The organism is Thermaerobacter sp. FW80, from assembly GCF_004634385.1.
GTDB classification, from domain to species: Bacteria; Bacillota; Sulfobacillia; order Thermaerobacterales; family Thermaerobacteraceae; genus Thermaerobacter; species Thermaerobacter composti.
In genome coordinates, this window is sequence record NZ_CP037895.1 from 1,872,016 (window position 1) to 1,890,135 (window position 18,120).

Here is an 18,120-nt window from a genome sequence, read left to right on the forward strand (position 1 = left end):
CGAGGGACGGAGACACGGAGACACGGAGGGAAGCCGATGGCAGCCGTAGCCCACGACGTGCCCGGCGCCACGCCCCTGCCCCCGGGCGCGCCCCTTCCGCCGGCGCGCGGACTGGGGCGGCGCCTGCTGAACCATCGCTCGGCGCTGCTGGGGGGCGCCATCGTGGCGGCCTTCGTCCTGATCGCCCTGCTGGCCCCCCTGCTCGCGCCCTACGATCCCGTCGACGACGCCGATCTGGGCCGGCGGCTGCAGCCGCCGTCGGCCGAGCACTGGCTGGGCACGGACCACCAGGGTCGCGACGTGCTTAGCCGCATCCTCTACGGGGCCCGCATCTCCCTCCGGGTCGGCGTCATGGCGATGCTGATGGCCGCCGCCGTGGGGACCGCATGGGGGGCCCTGGCGGGGTACTACGGGGGCTGGTTCGACCTGATCTCGGGGCGGCTGGTGGACCTGATGCTCGCCTTCCCCAGCATCCTCCTGGCCATCGCCTTCGCGGCGTTCCTGGGGCCCAGCCTGGAGAACACCATGCTGGCCGTGGCCCTGGTCTCGGTGCCGCAGTACATGCGCCTCGTCCGGGGGCAGGTGCTGTCCCTGCGGGAGCAGGACTACGTCGTGGCGGCGCGGGCGCAAGGCCTCTCCGACGCGCGGATCATCGTGCGTCACATCCTGCCCAACGCCCTGGCCCCCCTGATCGTGCAGGCCACGCTGGGGGTCGGCACGGCGGTCCTGGACGCGGCGGCGCTGAGCTTCCTCGGTCTGGGCGCCCAGCCGCCCGCCCCCGAGTGGGGCCGGATGCTGAACGATGCGCGCACCGTCTTCCGCGTGGCGCCCTGGAACATGACCTTCCCCGGGCTGGCCATCATGCTGGTGGTGCTGGGGTTCAACCTGCTGGGCGACGGCCTGCGGGACGTGCTGGACCCCCGCGCCCGCGACGACTGACGCCGCTTTGCCGCGGGCCGAGCGCACCGAGGGGCGCCGGGGAGCCGGACCCCCGCGCCCGCGCCGACGGCCGCCGGCCCCCGCGGCAGGGCGGGCCCCCAGGCAGGACCGCAGGGGTGACGCGCGACGGGACCCGACCGATTGACGGTCGCTGGCACCGGTGCTACAATGCAGCCGGCCAGCCGCCGCATGCCGACGGCTGGCGATTTGCAATCGGCCGAGCAAGCGGAAGCGCGGGCTTCCCACCCCAGGGCGCCAGGGGCTGCCGCTGGGGTTCGCAACCGGGCGGCATCCTGCGAGATCGCCTCGCCGTGAGGACGCGCGTCGCGCGGGCGTCGCCGCGCGCCCCCCGGCAATCCGGCGGACATCGGCGGCGCCGAGCGCAGCTGTGGGATGGCGGGCCGCCGGCGGGCGGCTTCGGCGGCGGCGTCGCGGCAGGGCGAGCCCACGGATGCCGCGCGGGGGATCGCGGGCGCCGCTTGCGCCCGTTTGTTGTTTCTGCGCGCGGGCTCCTGCGGGCATGGGACGCGCGTCCCGGGAGGGGCACCGGGCGAATGGGGCGGAGGTGACGCGCAATCGTCAGGGACTTGCGCGTGAACGAGCAGATTCGCGTGCGCGAGGTGCGGGTGATCTCGCCCGAGGGCGAGCAGCTGGGCATCTTCCCGACCCACGAGGCGCTGCGCATGGCGTACGAGCGGAACCTGGACCTGGTGGAGGTGGCGCCCCAGGCCCGTCCGCCCGTGTGCCGCATCATGGACTACGGGAAGTACAAGTACGAGCAGTCCAAGCGGGATCGGGAGGCGCGCAAGCGCCAGCGGATCGTCGACGTCAAAGAGGTCAAGATGCGGCCCCGCATCGACCAGCACGACTTCGAGGTCAAGCTGCGCAACGCCCGGCGCTTCCTGCAGGACGGGAACAAGGTCAAGGCCACCATCATGTTCCGCGGGCGCGAGATCGTTCACGCGGACCTCGGGCGCCAGGTGCTGGAGCGGCTCGCCCGGGCGGTGGAGGACATCGCCACCATCGAGCGGCGCCCGGTGGTCGAAGGCCGCAACATGACCATGGTCCTGGCCCCGCGCCCCCAGGTGCAGGCGGCCGCTCGGCGGGAGGCCACCGAGGCCCGGCCGACGGATGGCGACGCCGGTCCTGCATCGGCCCCGGGCGGCGGGGAGCCTCGCAGCACGTGAGTCCACCCCGCGTCCCATGGCTCGCCGGGTGGCTCGCCGGGTCCGGCCGCGACCCGACCGAGCACGCAGGGTCGACCGCCCACGGGTGGTCGGGCACGAACTTCGGCGATCGCGTCCAGCGCGATCCGGTGTCGAGGAGGCGGCGAGGATGCCCAAGATGAAGACCCACCGCGGTGCCGCCAAGCGCTTCCGCCGCACGGCGCGCGGTCGCTACAAGCACCAGCGCAGCAACCGCGGTCACCTCAACGAGAAGAAGAGCGCCAAGCGGCTGCGCCGGCTCCGCCGTCCGGCGGTGCTGGGGGCGGCCGACACCCGGACCGTCCGCCGGCTGCTGCCCTACGGCTAGCCCTGGGGCCGCCGGGGTACCAGCCCCAGGAGCCCAGGGCGGCGGGGCCGTGACGCATCCGGCGCGGGAACCGGGGCGGCGTCGCGCGGTCCGGCGGTCGGGAGCACGCCGGCGCGGGACGGTTCGGCGCCCGGCGCACGGGACGGTCCGGTCTGCGACGAGGAGGAAGACGCGATGCCACGGGTCAAGGGTGGTCCCCGAACCCGCCGTCGACACAAGAAGATCCTGAAGCTGGCCCGGGGGTACTACGGCCGACGGAGCAAGACCTTCCGGGCCGCCAACGAGCAGGTGCTGCACTCCCTGTGGTACGCCTACCGCGACCGGCGGGCGCGCAAGCGCGACTTCCGCCGGCTGTGGATCCAGCGCATCAACGCCGCCGCCCGCCAGTACGGCCTCTCGTACAGCCGCCTGATGAGCGGCCTGCGCAAGGCCGGGGTCGCCCTCAACCGCAAGGTGCTGGCCGATCTGGCCGTGCGGGACGACGCCGCGTTCCGCGCCGTGGTCGAGCGGGCCCGGCAGGCGCTGGGGGCCTGATCGATCCGCCTTGGGGGCGGCCCGCTGCGGCGGGGCGCCCCCAAGGCGTTCGCGCACGATGGGACCGACGCCGTCCGCCCCTCGGGAGGAACCGGCTCCACGATGGACAGGCCCACCGCGGGCGATGGCCGCACCGCCGCAGACCCCGACCCGCTCCAACGCCCGACCCGCCCTTCGGGTGCACCGCCGCGGGAGCCCAACCCGGCGCAGATCCTCGCCCTGGGGTTCGCGGGCGTCATCGTCGTGGGGAGCCTCTTGCTGAGCCTGCCCGCGGCGTGGGAGCCCGGCCGGCGGGTGAGCTACCTCGACGCCCTGTTCACCGCGACGTCCGCCGTGTGCGTGACCGGCCTGGTGGTGACCAACACCGCCGAGACCTTCTCCACCTTCGGCGAGCTGGTCATCCTGGGCCTGATCCAGGTCGGCGGCCTGGGCGTCATGACCATGTCGACCCTCTTCGCCCTGCTGGTCGGGAAGCGGATCACCTTCCGCGAGCGCCTGATCATCCAGGAGGCCCTGGGCCAGCTGTCGCCGGCCGGCATGGTGCGGCTGGTGCTCTACGTCGCCACCGTGACCCTGGCCTTCGAGCTGCTGGGCGCGACCTTGCTGACGCTGTACTGGTGGTTGGCCTACGACGTGCCCTTCGGCTTGGCGGCCTACCGCGGCGTGTTCCACGCCGTCTCGGCCTTCAACAACGCCGGCTTCGACCTCTTCGACAGCCGCCGCCCCAGCTTGGAGCGCTTCGCCGGCGACCCGGTGATCACGCTGGTCGTCGGCGGCCTGATCGTCGCCGGCGGCCTGGGCTTCACCGTGCTGGCGGACCTGGGGCGTCGGCTGCGGCACCGCCGCCACCGGTTGTCGCTGCACTCGCGGCTGGTCCTCGTCACCACGGCGGTCCTCCTGGCCGTGGGCACCGGGCTGGTCGCCCTCGGCGAGTGGTCGAACCCGGCCACCCTGGGCTCCCTGCCCCTGGACCGCAAGCTGTGGGCCGCGCTCTTCCACGCCATCACCCCGCGCACGGCGGGGTTCAACATGCTGCCCATGGCCGAGCTCACCAACCTGACGGTGTTGACCACGATCCTCCTCATGTTCATCGGCGGGTCGCCGGCGGGCACGGCGGGCGGCATCAAGACGACCACCGTGGCCCTGCTGGTGGCGACGGTGCGGGCCACGGTGCGGGGCGACGACGAACTCGTGCTGATGGAGCGGAGGGTGCCGGCGCTGGTGGCGGCCAAGGCGCTGGCGCTGGCGGTGCTGGCGGCGGGGCTGGTGCTGGCGGTGACCATGGGCATGCTGCTCTGGGACGGTCACGCGCTGGAGGCCACGGTCTTCGAAGTCGTCTCCGCCTTCGGCACCGTGGGCCTCAGCCTCGGCATCACGCCGGAGTTGACGCCCGTGGGGAAGGTCCTGATCCTTCTGACCATGTATGCGGGCCGGGTCGGGCCGCTCACCCTGGCCGTGGCCCTCACCCGCCGCGGCCGGCGGCCCCGGGTGCTGCGCTACCCCGAGGAGCGGGTGCTGGTCGGCTGAGGGAGAGGGGCGGAGGCCGCGACCCGGCGGGGTCCCGCCGGGTCGGCGGGGTTGGGAGCCGGCGCCGGCGACGCGCGCGGGGGACCGTGGTGGGGACGCCGCGCGGGACCGCGGCGGAGCGGGGACCGAGGGCCGGGGGGTGGGCGGACCGCCGCGGATGGAGCCCGGGCGGCGGCCGGCCCCGGGGACGGTTCGGTCGCCGGCGCGCCAAGGGGGAGGGAGGGGCACCATGCCCGTCCGTGAGTTCGCCGTCATCGGCCTCGGCCGGTTCGGTCGCGCGGTGGCGACCACCCTGTACGACATGGGCTTCAGCGTACTGGGCGTCGACGTCGACGAGGAGATCGTGCAGGAGATGGTCCCGCACGCGACCCACGTGGTCGCCGCCGACGCGACGGACGAAGAGGTGCTGCGGTCCCTGGGGCTGCGCAACTTCGACGTGGTGGTGGTGGCCATCGGCGACGTGGAGGCCAGCGTGCTGGTCACGCTGATGCTCAAGGAGATGGGCGTGCGCCGGGTGGTGGCCAAGGCGGTCAGCGAACACCACGGGCGGGTGCTGCAGCGCATCGGCGCCGACCGGGTGGTGTTCCCCGAGCGGGACATGGGGACGCGGGTCGCCCAGCGCATGGTGTCGGCGCACTTCCTGGACTACATCGAGGTCTCGCCCGACGTCAGCGTCGTCGAGCTCCAGGCCGGCGGCGACATGGTGGGCAAGAGCCTGGAGCAGCTGCGGCTGCGCAACCGGTTCCGGGTGACGGTGATCGCCATCCGGCGCGGGGACGAGGTCGTCGTCTCCCCCGGCGCGTCGGCCGTCATCGAGGCGCGGGATGTGGTGGTGGTCATCGGCTCCAACGCCGACATCCGCCGCATGCAGGAGGAACTCGGCATCTGAGCCTCGCATCGGAGCCTCGGCCCCGGCGTCGAGGCGCCACGGCGGGGGGCGCACCCGCGCCGGCGGGTCCGGGGCTCCCGGGAGGAGGGGACGGGTCGTCGGCCATGCGCATCACCTCGCCCCAGAACCCGCGCATCAAGCGGCTCCGCAAGCTGCAGGACCGACGCCACCGGCGGCGGCTGGGCGCCACCCTGGTCGAGGGGCGGCGGTTCGTGGAAGAGGCGCTGGCCGCCGGGCGGACGGTGCGCCAGGCGGTCTACACGGAGGCGTTCGCCGCCTCACCGGCCGGCGCGGCGCTGCTCCGGGCCCTCGCCGCAGCCGGCACGGAGCTGGCCGAGGTCCCGGATCGGCTGCTGGAGGCGGTGGCGACGACGGAGACCCCCCAGGGGATCGTGGCCGAGGTGGCGGTGGACGAACCCGCCCCCGTCGGGCGGGCGTGGTGGGGCCGGGTGGAGACGGCGCACCTGCCGCTGGTGCTCTTGCTCGACGGCGTCCAGGATCCCGGCAACCTGGGCACGCTGCTGCGGGCCGCGGAGGGGCTCGGGGCTGCGGGCGCGGTGCTGGTGCCGGGGACGGTGGACCCCTACCACCCCCGGGCCGTGCGGGCCTCGGCGGGGGCGTGCCTGCGGCTGCCCCTGGCCCGGGCGGATGCGGCGGCGGAGGCCGCCGCATCCGCCCGGGCGGCGGGGCTCCAGGTGTGGCTGGCCGAGGCGGAGGGGTCCACCGCCTGCTGGGACGTGGACTGGCGCCAGCCCGTCCTGCTGGTCGTGGGCAACGAGGGGAGCGGGGTGAGCCCGGAGGTCGCCAGCCACGCCACGGGCCGGGTGGCGATCCCCCTGGCGGGGGGCATCGGTTCGCTCAACGTGGCCATGGCCGGCACCATCCTGCTCTATGAGGCGGCCCGGCAACGGGCCCTGCGGTCCGCCGCCGCGACCCGCGCTACCGACGGAGCCTGAGCGCAGCGGGATCGCCCGCCCGTCGTGCCGCTGCGGCCTTGGGGGCGGCCGCCCGTCCAGGGCGCGGGAGCGGGGTCGGGGCGCGGCCTTCGCCCGCGGCGGGCGAGGGGCCGCCGCGGGCGGCGGGTCAGTCGTCGCCGAAGAACGGCAGGTCGAAGTCGAAGAGGTCGTCCAGGAAGTGCTTCCGGCGCTTGCGACCGTACGGGTGGTGCGGGTACGGCGACTCGTAGCGGGGATCGCCGCGGTGCCGGAAATCCTCTTCCTCCCAGCGCTCGGCGCCGGCCAGCAGCTTCTCGAGCTCGCCCCGGTCGAGCCACACGCCGCGGCACTCCGGGCAGACGTCGATGAGCACGCCGCGGCGGTCGACCTCCTTCATGGGCACGTCGCACAGCGGGCAGCGCATGGGCGGCCTCACCTCCTCCGCGATGGTAACCCAGCCGCCGACGGGCCGCCAGCCGGTGGTGCCATGCGGCGGCGGGCCACCGCAAGGATGCCGGCCTGCGGCGGGCGCCGCCGCCCGGACGGGGGCGGCGGCGTGCAAGGGACCGTCGCCGCGCCGGTTGTGGGTGCGCGCGGGCCCGTGCTATAATGCCGGCACACTGGCAGGCGGCCGCCAGGCAGGGAGAGGTGCCGCGATGGGTCCGCTGACGGCCGACGTCTTCTGGCAGCTGTTCGAGCGCACGGGCTCGGTGGTGGCCTTTCTGCTGTACCGGCTGCTGTTGGGTGCCGACGGCTGAGGCGCCGGGTGAGCCGGACGGGGGGGCGCCAGCAGCGAGGGACGCCGGCCCCGTCGAGCCGGCTCCCTCGACGGAGCCGGCGAGGGCGGCGACCGTGCCGGGGCGCCGCCGAGGGCCGGGCGGCGGGCGGCCGCACCGCGCGCCGCGGACTGCCCCGCAGCATGCGCCGTGGACCGCCCCCGCACCGTGCGCGGCGAAAATCGGGGCGCGGCCAGCGGGGAGCGATCAAGGTGACAGGGGCGGCGCCGGCCTGGGAGCAGCTGCCGGGGAACCCCGGCGGGGACGTCGGCTCCAACTCGGGCGCCCCGCGGTCCCGGCACCGCCAGGGGTCATCGCCGTGGGTCCGGGGCGGACGGCACCCGGCCCCTCCCGCGGCGGGGACCATCGGCGCCAGCGTCAGCCCTGCGGACCCATCCCCAGCGACCCCACCGAGCGCGATCACGCCCACCGAGCGCGATCGCGAGGCTCGGGCGACCGGAGCGCTGCAAGCCGCCGCCACGACACGATGCGCTGCAAGCCGCCGCCACGACACGATGGGGTCGGCAGGCCGGCGACGGTGGCGAGACGGCGCGGGCCGACCGCTCCCGCTGACCGACCGACCGCAGGATGGCCGGGGCTCGGCGGCGCGAGGCGCGGAGGCTCGCGAGCGCGGTAGCGCGAAGGAAGCAGGGCGAAGCGCGAAGGGCGCAGGGCGATGACCGGGCGAGTACCCCGGCAGGACCCTCCAGAGAGGGCGGGTCGTGGCTGCAAGCCCGCCCAGGGGACGGCCGGGCGAAGTTCCCCCGGGAGCCGACGGCTGAACCGGACGACCGGGGACAGCGGTCCGACCCGCCGCCGGGGCGACGCCTGGCGGCGCCTGAGGTCGGGCGGGGGCCGGTTCGTCCGCAGTAGGCCGTTCCGGGCGGGGCCCGTTAGCGCCCCGGGGTCGGCCCCAGGGCCCGACCCGCCGAGGCGCCGGACCGCGAGGCCGGCGCGAACCAGGGTGGTACCGCGGCATCCAGTCCGCCCCCGGACGGGGCGGCGTTTTTTGTTCCCAGGGCATCGAGCCAGGGCGAAGCGAAGGGTGCCACGGCATGGAGAGGGTGACCAGCCGGTGAGTCAGGGGTCTTCCGAAGCGGTGAGGGAGGGACAGGCCCTCGCCTCCATCGCCGACCTCCAGCGCCAGGCGGAGGCCGCCATCGCCGCGGCCCACGACCTGGCCGAACTCGAGCGACTGCGGGTGGAGTGGCTCGGCAAGAAGGGGCGCATCAGCCAGCTGCTCCGGCAGACGGGCAGCCTGCCCCCCGAGCTGCGTCCCGCCTTCGGCCAGCGGGCCAACGCCGCCCGCGAGGCGGTGGAGGCGGCCCTGGCCCGGCGCCGGCAGGAGCTGGCGGCCCAGGAGGAGGCGCGTCGCCTGGAGGCCGAGCGGATCGACGTCACGCTGCCCGGTCGACCGGTGTGGCGTGGGCGCCGCCACCCGCTGCGCCGCGTGGAGATGGAGATCATCGAGATCTTCCGCGGGCTGGGGTTCACCGTCGCGGAGGGGCCGGAGGTGGAGCGGGACTACTACAACTTCGAGGCGCTCAACATCCCGCCCGACCATCCCGCGCGGGACATGCACGACACCTTCTACCTAGCGGGCGACATCCTGCTCAGGACCCACACCTCCCCCGTCCAGGTGCGGTACATGGAGGCCAAGGCGCCGCGGCTGCCGGTGCGGATCATCGCACCGGGCCGGGTCTACCGCCGGGATGACGACGCCACCCACTCGCCGATGTTCCACCAGGTGGAAGGGCTGTTGGTGGACCGCGGCATCGGCTTCGCCCACCTCAAGGGCACCCTGGCGGAGTTCGCCCGCCGGATGTTCGGCCCGGACACCCGCTACCGGTTCCGCCCGAGCTACTTCCCCTTCACCGAGCCCAGCGCCGAGATGGACGTGTCCTGCCCGCTGTGCGGTGGGAGGGGGTGCCGGACCTGCGGCGGCACCGGGTGGATCGAGATCCTCGGCTCGGGTCTGGTGCATCCCGCGGTGCTGCGGGCCGGCGGCTACGATCCCGAGCAGGTCTCGGGCTTCGCCTTCGGCATGGGCGTCGAGCGCATCGCCATGATCAAGTACGACATCGACGACCTGCGCCTGTTCTTCCAGAACGACCTGCGCTTCCTGGCCCAGTTCCGGTGAGGCGCCGGAGGGACGGGGGCGGGGTCGGGGGACCCGCCGGGCCCGGCGACGGGGCTCGTTGGCCGTTGGCCGGAGGCGGGTCCACCTGAGCGGCGGGGTCGGGGGCCCCACCGGGGCCGGACCGGGGTGCCGGACCGGCTGGCGCCGGGCGTCCGGCCGGGGGCGCATCCTCGACGCCGCCGGGGGACGCAGAAGGGGAGGAGCAGCAGCGTGCGCGTGCCGATCCAGTGGCTGCGGGAGTGCATCGAGCTGGAGGAGGACGCCCGCACCGTCGCCGAGCTGCTGACGAACCTGGGGCTCGAGGTGGAGGCCGTGGCGACGGTGGCTCCGGGTGCGACGGGGGTGGTGGCCGCGCGGATCGAGGCGGTCGAACCCCACCCCGAGGCCGCCGACCTCAAGGTGTGTCGGGTCGACGCGGGCCCGCGCGCCGGACGGCTGACGGTGGTGACGGGCGCGCCCAACGCCCGGCCCGGGATGGCGGTGGCCATGGCCCTGCCGGGCGCCGTCCTGCCGGACGGGACGACCATCGGCGTGCGCGAGGTGCGCGGCCTGGCGTCCCAGGGCATGATGTGCTCCCTGGCCGAGCTCGGCCTGGGGGATCAGCCCGCCGACCGCGAGGGGCTGGCGGACCTGGCGGCGCTGGCCGGCGACCCGGCGGCGGTGCCGTCCGCGGGCACGGACCTGGCCGAGTGGCTCGGCTGGCGGGACGAGGTCCTGGAGCTCAGCCTGACCCCCAACTACGCCAGCCACTGCCAGAGCATCCTGGGCGTGGCCCGGGAGCTGGCGGCCGCCACCGGGCGCCGGTGGCGATACCCCGGGGAGCACGGCGCCGGCGGCCCGGGGGAGGAGGAGCCGTCAGGACCGGGGACGGGACGGACCGACGAACCGGCCCCCGGCTCGTCGCAACCGGTGACGGACGCCCCCGGTGCCGCGGCCCCGGCCGAGGCCGCCCTGGGCGGCCCGTGGCCCGTCCGGGTGCGGGTCGCCGATCCGGAGGGGTGCGGGCTCTACGTCGCCCGGGTGCTGGTGGACGTGCGGGCCGGCGGCTCGCCCCTGTGGGTGCGGCGGCGGCTGGTGGCCGCGGGGCTGCGCCCCATCGACCGCATCGTGGACGTGACCAACTACGTCATGCTGGAGATGGGCCAGCCGCTGCACGCCTTCGACGGCGACGCCATCGCCGACCGCACGGTGATCGTGCGGTCGGCGATGGCGGGCGAGGTCCTGGTCACCCTGGACGGGCGGGAGCGGGTCCTCGAGCCCCGCGACCTGGTCATCGCCGACGCCCGCCGCGCCATCGGCCTGGCCGGGGTGATGGGCGGCGCCAACTCCGCCATCACCCCCGCCACGCGGGTCGTCCTGCTGGAGTCCGCCTGGTTCGACCCGCGCCGGGTGCGGGTCACGGCCCGCCGCCACGGCCTGCTCAGCGAGGCGGCCCAGCGGTTCGAGAAGGGGGTGGACCCGGCCGCGGTGGAGCGGGCGTCGGCCCGGGCCATGGCCCTGCTGGCGGCGGTGGGCGCGGGGCGGCCGTTGCCCGGCGCCGCCGTCGTCCGCACCCGGCGCTTCCCGCCCCGGCGGCTGCCCTGGCGTCCCCAGCGCCTGCGCCAGTGGCTGGGGGTCGACCTGGACGACGCGACGCTGGCGGGGAGCCTGCAGCGGCTCGGCTTCCGGGTCGATGCGGCGGCGGGGGCGGTGGATGTCCCTTCCTATCGTACCGATATCGAGGGCGAGGTCGACCTGGCCGAGGAGGTGGGCCGGGTCTACGGGCTCGACCGCATCCCGGCGGAGCTGCCCGCCGGTCGGCCGGCCGGCGACGAGGTCTCCCCCCGGCTGCGCCTGACCTGGCAGGCCCGGGAGGCGCTGGCGCAGGCCGGTGCCCAGGAGGTGGTCAGTTGGGCCTTCACCCGCCCCCAGGCGTGGGATGCCCTGCGGCTGCCGCCGGATCACCCGTGGCGCCGGGCCATCCCCCTGCTGCATCCGTTGGCGGAGGAACACAGCCTGCTGCGCACCACCCTCCTGCCCGGGCTGCTGGACGTCTTGGCCTACAACGCCAGGCGGCAGCAGCCGGGGGCCCTGGTGTATGAGGTGGGGGCCGTGTTCGTCCCCGAGGCGCTGCCCCTGGCCGACCTGCCCGAGGAGCCGGTGCGCATCGGCGTGGCGGGCTACGGCGAGCTGGGCGGCTTGCACTGGGCGGAGCCCGGGCGACCGGTGGACTTCTTCACGGTGAAGGGCGTCGTCGAGGCGCTGCTGGAGCAACTGGGGGTCGATGCGGCCGCCGTGGGCTGGGAGCGGACGGACGAGCCCTGGCTGCACCCGGGACGGGCGGCGGTCCTCGAGGTGGACGGGCGCCGGGTGGGCTGGCTGGGCGAGCTGCATCCCCGGGTCGCGGCGGCGTGGGATCTGGGGGAGCGACCGGTGGCGGCCGAACTGGATCTGGAGGCGCTCTTGCCGGCGGTCCGTCCGGTGCCGACCTACCGGCCCATCCCCCGGTTCCCCGCGATCCGCCGCGACATCGCCGTGTTGGCGCCCGGCGACCTGCCCGCGGCCACCATCGCCGGCCGCATCCGACAGGCGGCGGGGCCGCTCTTGGAGGCGGTGCGCCTGTTCGACCGGTACACCGGCAAGCCGGTCCCGGAGGGCCAGGTGAGCCTCGCCTTCGCCCTGGTCTATCGAGCGGCCGACCGCACCCTGACCGACGCCGAGGTCGACCGGGTGCACCAACGGGTGCGGGAGGCGCTGGCCGGCATGGGGCTGACGTTGCGCTCGTAGGCGTCGGGGCCTGCGCCGGGGCGGAGCCCACGACGGGGCGGGGCTCGAGGCCGGCCCGGCCGGTGTCCCCGATGCGCCCCTCCTCGTCGAGGCGCAGCGCACCGGGGCAGGCGGCGCCTCCGACGGCCGGGGGCGCCGCCTCGCCGCACCCGGGCAGGGCGGATCGCCCGAGGACCCGGGCAGGGCGGATCGCCCGAGGTCGGATCGCGCCGGCAGCAAGATGGGGGGAGGAAACGGCGGTCGATGCCCGAAGCACTATCGCGGGAGGGGCCCGGACATGCGTGACGTGCCACCGGCCGGCAGCCGGGAGGGCGAGGGGACGATCCACCGCGTGACGGTGAAGATCTTCGGGGAGGAGTACGTCCTGCGCGGGGACGCCCGCCCCGAGTACATGGAGCGCCTGGCGGACATGGTCGACCGGCGGATGAACGAGATCGCCAAGCGCCACCCCCGGCTGGGCATCACCCGCATCGCCGTCCTGGCTGCCATCAACCTGGCCGACGAGCTCAGCAAGCTGGAAGACCAGTACCAGCGCGTGCTCGGCATGCTCGAGCGCGAGTGGGACCGCCGCAAGCGGGAGCTCAACGGCCGCCCGGGCGGCACAGGCGCAGCGGGGGCGGCGGGCGGGGGCGGCGGGACCGCCCGCGGCACGACGCCCGCCGACGGAGCCTCCGCCGGGGGGTCTGCGGGCCTGCCGCCCAACGCCACGCCCTTCGGCGGGGATGGTCGGTGACCCCCGCGGTCCCGGGCGACGCGCCCGGCGAGACGACGCCTCCGGCCCATCCCCCGATGACCAACAAGCGGGTCGCCGCCCTGCTGGAGGAGATCGCCGACCTCCTGGAGATCGACGGCACGGAGGCGCGCAAGGCCGGCGCCTATCGCCGCGCGGCCCGCACCGTCTCCGCCCTGCGGGACGACCTGCGCGCGTACCTGGAGGGCGACCGCCTGCAGGCCCTGCCCGGCATCGGCCCCGCCATCGCCGCCAAGATCCGCGACTTCTACGCCACCGGTTCCACGCGCCTCCTCGACGAGTTGCGGGCCCGGGTGCCGGCGGGCGTCCAGGCCCTGCTGGCCATCCCCGGTCTCGGCCCGCGCACCGCCGGCCGCCTGTACCACGAGCTGGGGATCGACTCCGTCGCGTCGTTGCGGGAGGCCCTGGAGGACGGTCGGGTGGCCGCCCTGCCGGGTTTCGGCGAGGCGCGGGCCCGCCGGCTGCGGGAGGCGCTGGCGCACCTCGAGCGGGAAGGCCGCCGCCTGACCCTGGGCGAGGCGCTGGCGGCCGCGGAGGCGCTGGCGGAGGAACTGGCCGCCCTGCCGGGGGTGACGGAGGTCCTGCCGGCGGGGGAGGCGCGCCGCGGCGTGGAGCAGGTGGAGGCCGTCGAAGTCGTGGTGCTCGCCGACGAGCCGGCGGCCGCCGTCCGCGCCGTCGGCCGGTGGCTGCAGGGCGGCGGGGCGACGGCGGGCGGCGGGGACGACGCCGCCGCAGTCCCCGGCTCGGGCCGACCCGCGGCCGCCGCCGAGCGACGCCCGGCGCCCCCCCGCACCCCGCCATCGGGGGCGGTGGAGGCGGCCCCGGGCGAGGGAGACCAGGGCTCCCTGCCGGTGGTCGACGGCGTGGCCGCGGGGGGCTGGCCGGTGCGGGTGTGGGTGGCGCATCCGGCCGCCCGGGCCACGGCCTTGCTCTACGCCACGGGGAGCGCGACCCACTGGGCCCAGCTGAGGGAGCGAGCGGCGCGACGGGGTTGGCGGCTGGAGCCGGCCGGGCTGTGGCCGTCGGCTGCGGGGAAGCCCGCGGCCCCGGCGGCGGCCGGTCCCGTCCGAGCCGGCGGCGGCCGCCGCGCATCCGCCGGCGCGGCGCGGGAGGGGATGACGGCCGACGAGGCGGCGTTGTATCGGCTCCTGGGCCTTCTGCCCATCCCGCCCGAGCTGCGGGAGGGCGCGGGCGAGATCGGGTGGGCCGAGGCGGGTCGGCTCCCGGAGCTGGTGACGGTGGGCCACCTGCGGGGGGACCTGCACGTCCACAGCCGCTGGAGCGACGGGGCGGCCTCCATCGCCGAGATGGCCGCGGCCGCCCGGGCCCGCGGGTACCGCTACCTGGCCATCTGCGACCACAGCCGCTCGCTCAAGGTGGCCCACGGGCTCGAGATCGCGGAGCTAGAGGCCCAGTGGGCGGAGATCGACGCCCTCAACGCCGCCCTGGCCGAGGAGGGGGCCGGCTTCCGCATCCTCAAGGGCGCGGAGGTGGACATCCTCAAGGACGGGCGCCTGGACTACCCCGATGAGATCCTGGCCCGGCTGGACGTGGTGGTGGCCTCGGTCCACACCCACCTGCACCTGGACCGGCAGGCCATGACCGAGCGCCTGCTGGCGGCGGTGGAGCACCCCCACGTGGACATCATCGCCCACCCCACGGGACGCCGCCTCGGCCTGCGCGACCCGTACGCGGTCGACCTGGAGGCCGTGATCCAGGCGGCGGCGCGGACGGGCACCGCCCTGGAGATCAACGCCTCACCGGAGCGCCTGGACCTGCCGGCCGCCTGGGCCCGCCGGGCGGCGGAGGCCGGGGCGTGGCTGGTGATCGACACCGATGCCCATGCCGCCGAGCAGCTCGCCCAGGTGGTGCTCGGGGTGAAGGTGGCGCGACGCGGTCAGATCGGACCCGGGCAGGTGCTCAACGGGCTGGAGCCCGAGGCCCTGTTCCGCTGGCTGACCGCCCCCAAGGGGAGTCGACCGCGGCCGCGGGCGGATGCCGCCGGCGGCCGCGGGGCCGGCCCCGGGGCGGGAGGGGGGCGACCGTAGCCCGTGGGTCCTCAGGCAACGGGCCGGCCGAGGGGAGAAGGACGCCCGACGATTGGGCGACATGGGCCGAGGATGGGCGACGGGGGCGGCGGGTGTCGACCGGCGCCGAGGGGAGGGGCGCGCCGGACCGCGCGCCGTCCGGTTCCCATGTGGTTGGGGGCGCGCGGCGGGCCCGGCGGATTGCCAGCCCGCGGGTCGCTGGACTATGGTTCGGTAGGGGGCGGTGGAGCGCGGGGCGACGGGTCCGCCGCGGGCCACGGACGCCGCCCGGGGAGACCGAGATGGATCCACGCAGTCTCGATCGGCTGGAGTACGGGAAGATCCTGGAACGTCTGGCCGCCCAGGCCAGTTTTTCTTTGGGGGCCGAGCGTTGCCGCGCCCTCGAGCCCCTGACCGATCCCGACGCCGTGCGCGAGCGGCAGGCGGAGACGGAAGAGGCCGCCCGCCTGCTGGAGCGGGAAGGCGAGGTGCCCCTGGGCGGCCTGGCCGACATTCGCCGCTCCCTCCAGCGGGCGGCCAAGGGCGGCACCCTGGCCCCCGACGAACTCCTGGCGGTGGCGGCGACGGCGCGGGGCGCCCGGCGGCTGCGGGCCTTCTTGCTCAACCGCGAGAACGCCTGCCCGCGGCTGGCTGCCCGAGCCGCTCGCCTGGTGCCCCAGCCCGAACTGGAGGAAGCCGTGGCAGCGGCCATCGGCGACGACGGCCGCGTGCGCGACGAGGCCAGCCCGCGCCTGGCGAGCCTGCGCCGACGACTGGCGGATCTTGAGGCGGCCATCCGGCAGCGGTTGGAGGCGATGGTGCGCTCCCCGCAGTGGGCCGCCGCGCTGCAGGAGCCGCTGGTCACCCAGCGGCGGGGCCGGTTCGTCCTGCCGGTGAAGGCCGAGGCCCGGGCGCAGGTGCCCGGCGTGGTCCACGACCAGTCGGCCAGCGGCGCCACGCTGTTCATCGAGCCGATGGCGGTGGTCGAACTCGGCAACCGCCTGCGGGAGGCGGAGGCCGAGGAGCAGGAGGAAGTGGAGCGCATCCTGGGCGAGCTCACCCGCCGGGTGGCGGCGGTGGGCGACGAGCTGGCCGCCACGCTGGAGGAGCTGGCCGAGCTGGACGCCATCTTCGCCCGGGGCCGGCTGGCCTTGGTCATGCGGGCCGAGCGGCCCGAGACCCTGGACCGGCCGCGGGTCGACCTCAAGCGGGCGCGCCACCCGCTGCTCGGGCCGGGCGCGGTGCCCATCGACGTGTGGCTCGGCGAGGGGACCGGGTTCGACGCCCTGGTGATCACCGGGCCCAATACCGGCGGCAAGACGGTGACCCTGAAGACCGTGGGGTTGCTCGCCCTGATGCACCAGGCGGGGCTCCACATCCCCGCGGCGCCCGGCAGCGCCCTGGGGGTGTTCCCCCAGATCTTCTGCGACGTGGGCGACGAGCAGAGCATCGAGCAGAGCCTGAGCACCTTCTCGTCCCACATGAGCGCCATCGTGGGGTTCGCGCGGGCGGCGCGACCCGGCGCCCTCGTGCTGCTCGACGAGATCGGGGCCGGCACCGATCCCGACGAGGGCGCGGCCCTGGCCATCGCCCTGCTCGAGCACTTCCGCGACCGCGGCTGCCTGGTGGTGGCCACCACCCACTACAGCGCCCTCAAGGCCTACGCCTACCAGCAGCCCGGGGTGGAGAACGCCAGCGTCGAGTTCGACCCCGAGACGCTGCGGCCGACCTATCGGCTGTGGATCGGCCTGCCCGGCAAGAGCATGGCCCTAGCCATCGCCCGCCGCCTCGGCCTGCCCGAGCCGATCCTGGAGCGGGCGCGGGAGATCATGGGAGCGGGAGCGCACCGGGTCGAGGAGCTCATCGCCGCCATGGAGGCGGACCGCCGGGAGACCGCGGCGTTGCGGGCGGAGGCCGAGGCCAGGCGGCGGGAGGCGGAGGCGCTCCGCCAGGAGCGCCTCCGCGAGCTCGAGGCGCAGCGCCAGGAGCACCGGGCGCGCCTGGAGGCGCTCGAGCAGGAGATGGGCGCGGCGGTGCGGGAGGCCCGGCGCCAGACGGAGGGGCTGGTGGCGCAGCTGCGGGCGGCCATGGGCCGGCTCGAGGCGGCCCTGGCGGAGCTGGAGGAGCGGCGCCGGGCGCTGCGGTCCGGCGTCCTGCGCCCCGCGCCGCCCGGTGACGGGGATGGGGACGCCGACGCGGGGGCCCTCGACGGGGGGCGCGGTCCGGCTGCGGCGGACGGCGACAGCACTACCGGCGACGGGTGGGAGGCCGCGGCCGCCCAGGCCCTCGCCGAGGCCCGCGCGGCCCTGGAACAAAGCCGGCAGACCCTGGGCGTCCTGGAGGGACGCGCCCAGGCCGTGCACCGTCAAGTCCAGGAGGCCCGCCGCCAGGCGCGGGCGGGGGCCGCGGCCCGGCTGGCGGCGGGGCTGCGGCCGGGGGCCCGGGTGGAGGTCTTGAGCCTGCGGCAGCCGGCCGAGGTCCTCGAGGTTCCGGACGACCCGGACGAGCCGGTGACCGTGCAGGCGGGCATCCTGCGGATGCGGGTGCCCCTCGCGGACCTGCGGCTGCTGGACGAACCGGCCGCGGCGGCCGCCCCGGGTGGGGCGGCCGCCGCGGGGGCAGGGACGGGGGACGGCCCCGGTCGGGGCCCCACGGGCGCCGCGGCCAAGGGCCGCCGGGAGCGGGAACGCCAGCGGACGGCGGCGGGCGCGGACGACGTCACCGCCGCCCTGCAGCGGGCCCGGCTGATGCAGGCCAAGCTCCGGGAGTTCCAGCCGGAGATCCACCTGCGCCAGCTGACGGTGGACGAGGCGCTGGCCCGGTTGGACAAGTACCTGGACGACGCCATCCTGGCGGGTGCGCCCCAGGTGCGGATCGTCCACGGCAAGGGGACCGGGGCCTTGCGCCGGGCCGTGCACGACTTCCTGCGCAAGCACCCCGCCGTGGCCTCCTTCCGGCTGGGCGCGCCCAACGAAGGCGGTGCGGGCGCCACAGTGGTGATGCTCAAGGACGGCTCGGCGTGACCGTCCCGGCGCGCCCCAGCCCCGGGGGTGTCCCTGTCTCGGCCGAATGCCGGCTGAGCCGCACGGGCGGGGGGCGCCAGGGCCCGGGCCCGTCCCTTGGCTCCCGCACCGGCGCCGAAGGGCCGGCGGCCGCCCGGCCGCCGGGGTCCGCCGCGGGTCCTGCGCCGCGGACCACGGGGCGCCGTGGAGGACGGGCCGGTAGAAGGAGGGGGCCGGCGCATCGCCGGCCCCCTCCAGCCATCGTCGTCTCCCGGGACGCCGATCCCCCGGTGGATGCAGA

Annotated in this window: 13 protein-coding genes; 12 read left to right on the forward strand and 1 reads right to left on the reverse strand. The window is 76.1% G+C overall.

Annotated elements, in window-relative coordinates:
- The first annotated feature begins 36 nt into the window (after positions 1–36).
- The 7 genes from nikC to E1B22_RS07815 all read left to right on the forward strand — a co-directional run bounded on the left by nikC (position 37) and on the right by E1B22_RS07815 (position 6,378).
- Entirely contained in the window at positions 37–939 is a 903-nt protein-coding gene (gene nikC / locus E1B22_RS07785) for a nickel transporter permease (protein ID WP_135225195.1), read from the forward strand.
- A gap of 593 nt (positions 940–1,532) precedes the next feature.
- A complete protein-coding gene (gene infC / locus E1B22_RS07790; RefSeq protein ID WP_135225196.1) occupies positions 1,533–2,126 on the forward strand; it encodes a translation initiation factor IF-3 in 594 nt (197 codons plus the stop codon).
- A 148-nt stretch (positions 2,127–2,274) separates the two neighbouring features.
- The gene (rpmI, locus tag E1B22_RS07795) at positions 2,275–2,472 is read left to right on the forward strand and encodes a 50S ribosomal protein L35 (protein ID WP_135225197.1); all 198 of its coding nucleotides are present in this window, start codon (positions 2,275–2,277) and stop codon (positions 2,470–2,472) included.
- Between the two features lie 174 nt (positions 2,473–2,646).
- Positions 2,647–3,006: a 50S ribosomal protein L20 gene (gene rplT, locus E1B22_RS07800; RefSeq protein ID WP_135225198.1), complete on the forward strand. Its 360-nt coding sequence runs from the start codon at positions 2,647–2,649 to the stop codon at positions 3,004–3,006.
- Between the two features lie 102 nt (positions 3,007–3,108).
- The gene (locus tag E1B22_RS07805; protein WP_135225199.1) at positions 3,109–4,533 is read left to right on the forward strand and encodes a TrkH family potassium uptake protein; all 1,425 of its coding nucleotides are present in this window, start codon (positions 3,109–3,111) and stop codon (positions 4,531–4,533) included.
- A 229-nt stretch (positions 4,534–4,762) separates the two neighbouring features.
- Complete coding sequence (locus E1B22_RS07810; protein ID WP_135225200.1) at positions 4,763–5,422, forward strand: TrkA family potassium uptake protein; 660 nt, start codon at positions 4,763–4,765, stop codon at positions 5,420–5,422.
- Between the two features lie 104 nt (positions 5,423–5,526).
- A complete protein-coding gene (locus E1B22_RS07815; RefSeq protein ID WP_135225201.1) occupies positions 5,527–6,378 on the forward strand; it encodes an RNA methyltransferase in 852 nt (283 codons plus the stop codon).
- 127 nt (positions 6,379–6,505) lie between these two features.
- Here E1B22_RS07815 and E1B22_RS07820 read toward each other — a convergent pair whose 3' ends face one another.
- Entirely contained in the window at positions 6,506–6,781 is a 276-nt protein-coding gene (locus tag E1B22_RS07820; protein WP_135225202.1) for a zf-TFIIB domain-containing protein, read from the reverse strand.
- 1,451 nt (positions 6,782–8,232) lie between these two features.
- Between E1B22_RS07820 and pheS the strand changes: the two genes are divergently transcribed.
- From pheS to E1B22_RS07845, 5 genes are all read left to right on the forward strand, one after another.
- Positions 8,233–9,273 (forward strand): phenylalanine--tRNA ligase subunit alpha, encoded by a 1,041-nt coding sequence (pheS, locus tag E1B22_RS07825; RefSeq protein ID WP_135225203.1) that lies wholly within the window; start codon positions 8,233–8,235, stop codon positions 9,271–9,273.
- Positions 9,274–9,483: 210 nt separating this feature from the next.
- Complete coding sequence (gene pheT / locus E1B22_RS07830; protein WP_135225204.1) at positions 9,484–12,039, forward strand: phenylalanine--tRNA ligase subunit beta; 2,556 nt, start codon at positions 9,484–9,486, stop codon at positions 12,037–12,039.
- Positions 12,040–12,316: 277 nt separating this feature from the next.
- Positions 12,317–12,772, forward strand: coding sequence for a cell division protein ZapA (locus tag E1B22_RS07835; RefSeq protein WP_243123247.1), 456 nt, complete (start codon positions 12,317–12,319; stop codon positions 12,770–12,772).
- Complete coding sequence (locus E1B22_RS07840; RefSeq protein ID WP_243123248.1) at positions 12,769–14,838, forward strand: PHP domain-containing protein; 2,070 nt, start codon at positions 12,769–12,771, stop codon at positions 14,836–14,838. The genes E1B22_RS07835 and E1B22_RS07840 overlap by 4 nt, the downstream gene beginning before the upstream one ends.
- Positions 14,839–15,119: 281 nt before the next feature.
- Positions 15,120–17,840, forward strand: coding sequence for an endonuclease MutS2 (locus E1B22_RS07845; RefSeq protein WP_135225205.1), 2,721 nt, complete (start codon positions 15,120–15,122; stop codon positions 17,838–17,840).
- The last annotated feature ends 280 nt before the right edge of the window (positions 17,841–18,120 follow it).

What these genes read in the sequence shown, in the direction of transcription:
- nikC (WP_135225195.1), top strand. Translation starts at nt 37, where the DNA reads ATGGCAGCCGTAGCCCACGACGTGCCCGGCGCCACGCCCCTGCCCCCG.
- rpmI (WP_135225197.1), top strand. Translation starts at nt 2,275, where the DNA reads ATGCCCAAGATGAAGACCCACCGCGGTGCCGCCAAGCGCTTCCGCCGC.
- rplT (WP_135225198.1), top strand. Translation starts at nt 2,647, where the DNA reads ATGCCACGGGTCAAGGGTGGTCCCCGAACCCGCCGTCGACACAAGAAG.
- E1B22_RS07805 (WP_135225199.1), top strand. Translation starts at nt 3,109, where the DNA reads ATGGACAGGCCCACCGCGGGCGATGGCCGCACCGCCGCAGACCCCGAC.
- E1B22_RS07810 (WP_135225200.1), top strand. Translation starts at nt 4,763, where the DNA reads ATGCCCGTCCGTGAGTTCGCCGTCATCGGCCTCGGCCGGTTCGGTCGC.
- E1B22_RS07815 (WP_135225201.1), top strand. Translation starts at nt 5,527, where the DNA reads ATGCGCATCACCTCGCCCCAGAACCCGCGCATCAAGCGGCTCCGCAAG.
- E1B22_RS07820 (WP_135225202.1), bottom strand. Translation starts at nt 6,781, where the DNA reads ATGCGCTGCCCGCTGTGCGACGTGCCCATGAAGGAGGTCGACCGCCGC.
- E1B22_RS07835 (WP_243123247.1), top strand. Translation starts at nt 12,317, where the DNA reads ATGCGTGACGTGCCACCGGCCGGCAGCCGGGAGGGCGAGGGGACGATC.
- E1B22_RS07845 (WP_135225205.1), top strand. Translation starts at nt 15,120, where the DNA reads ATGGATCCACGCAGTCTCGATCGGCTGGAGTACGGGAAGATCCTGGAA.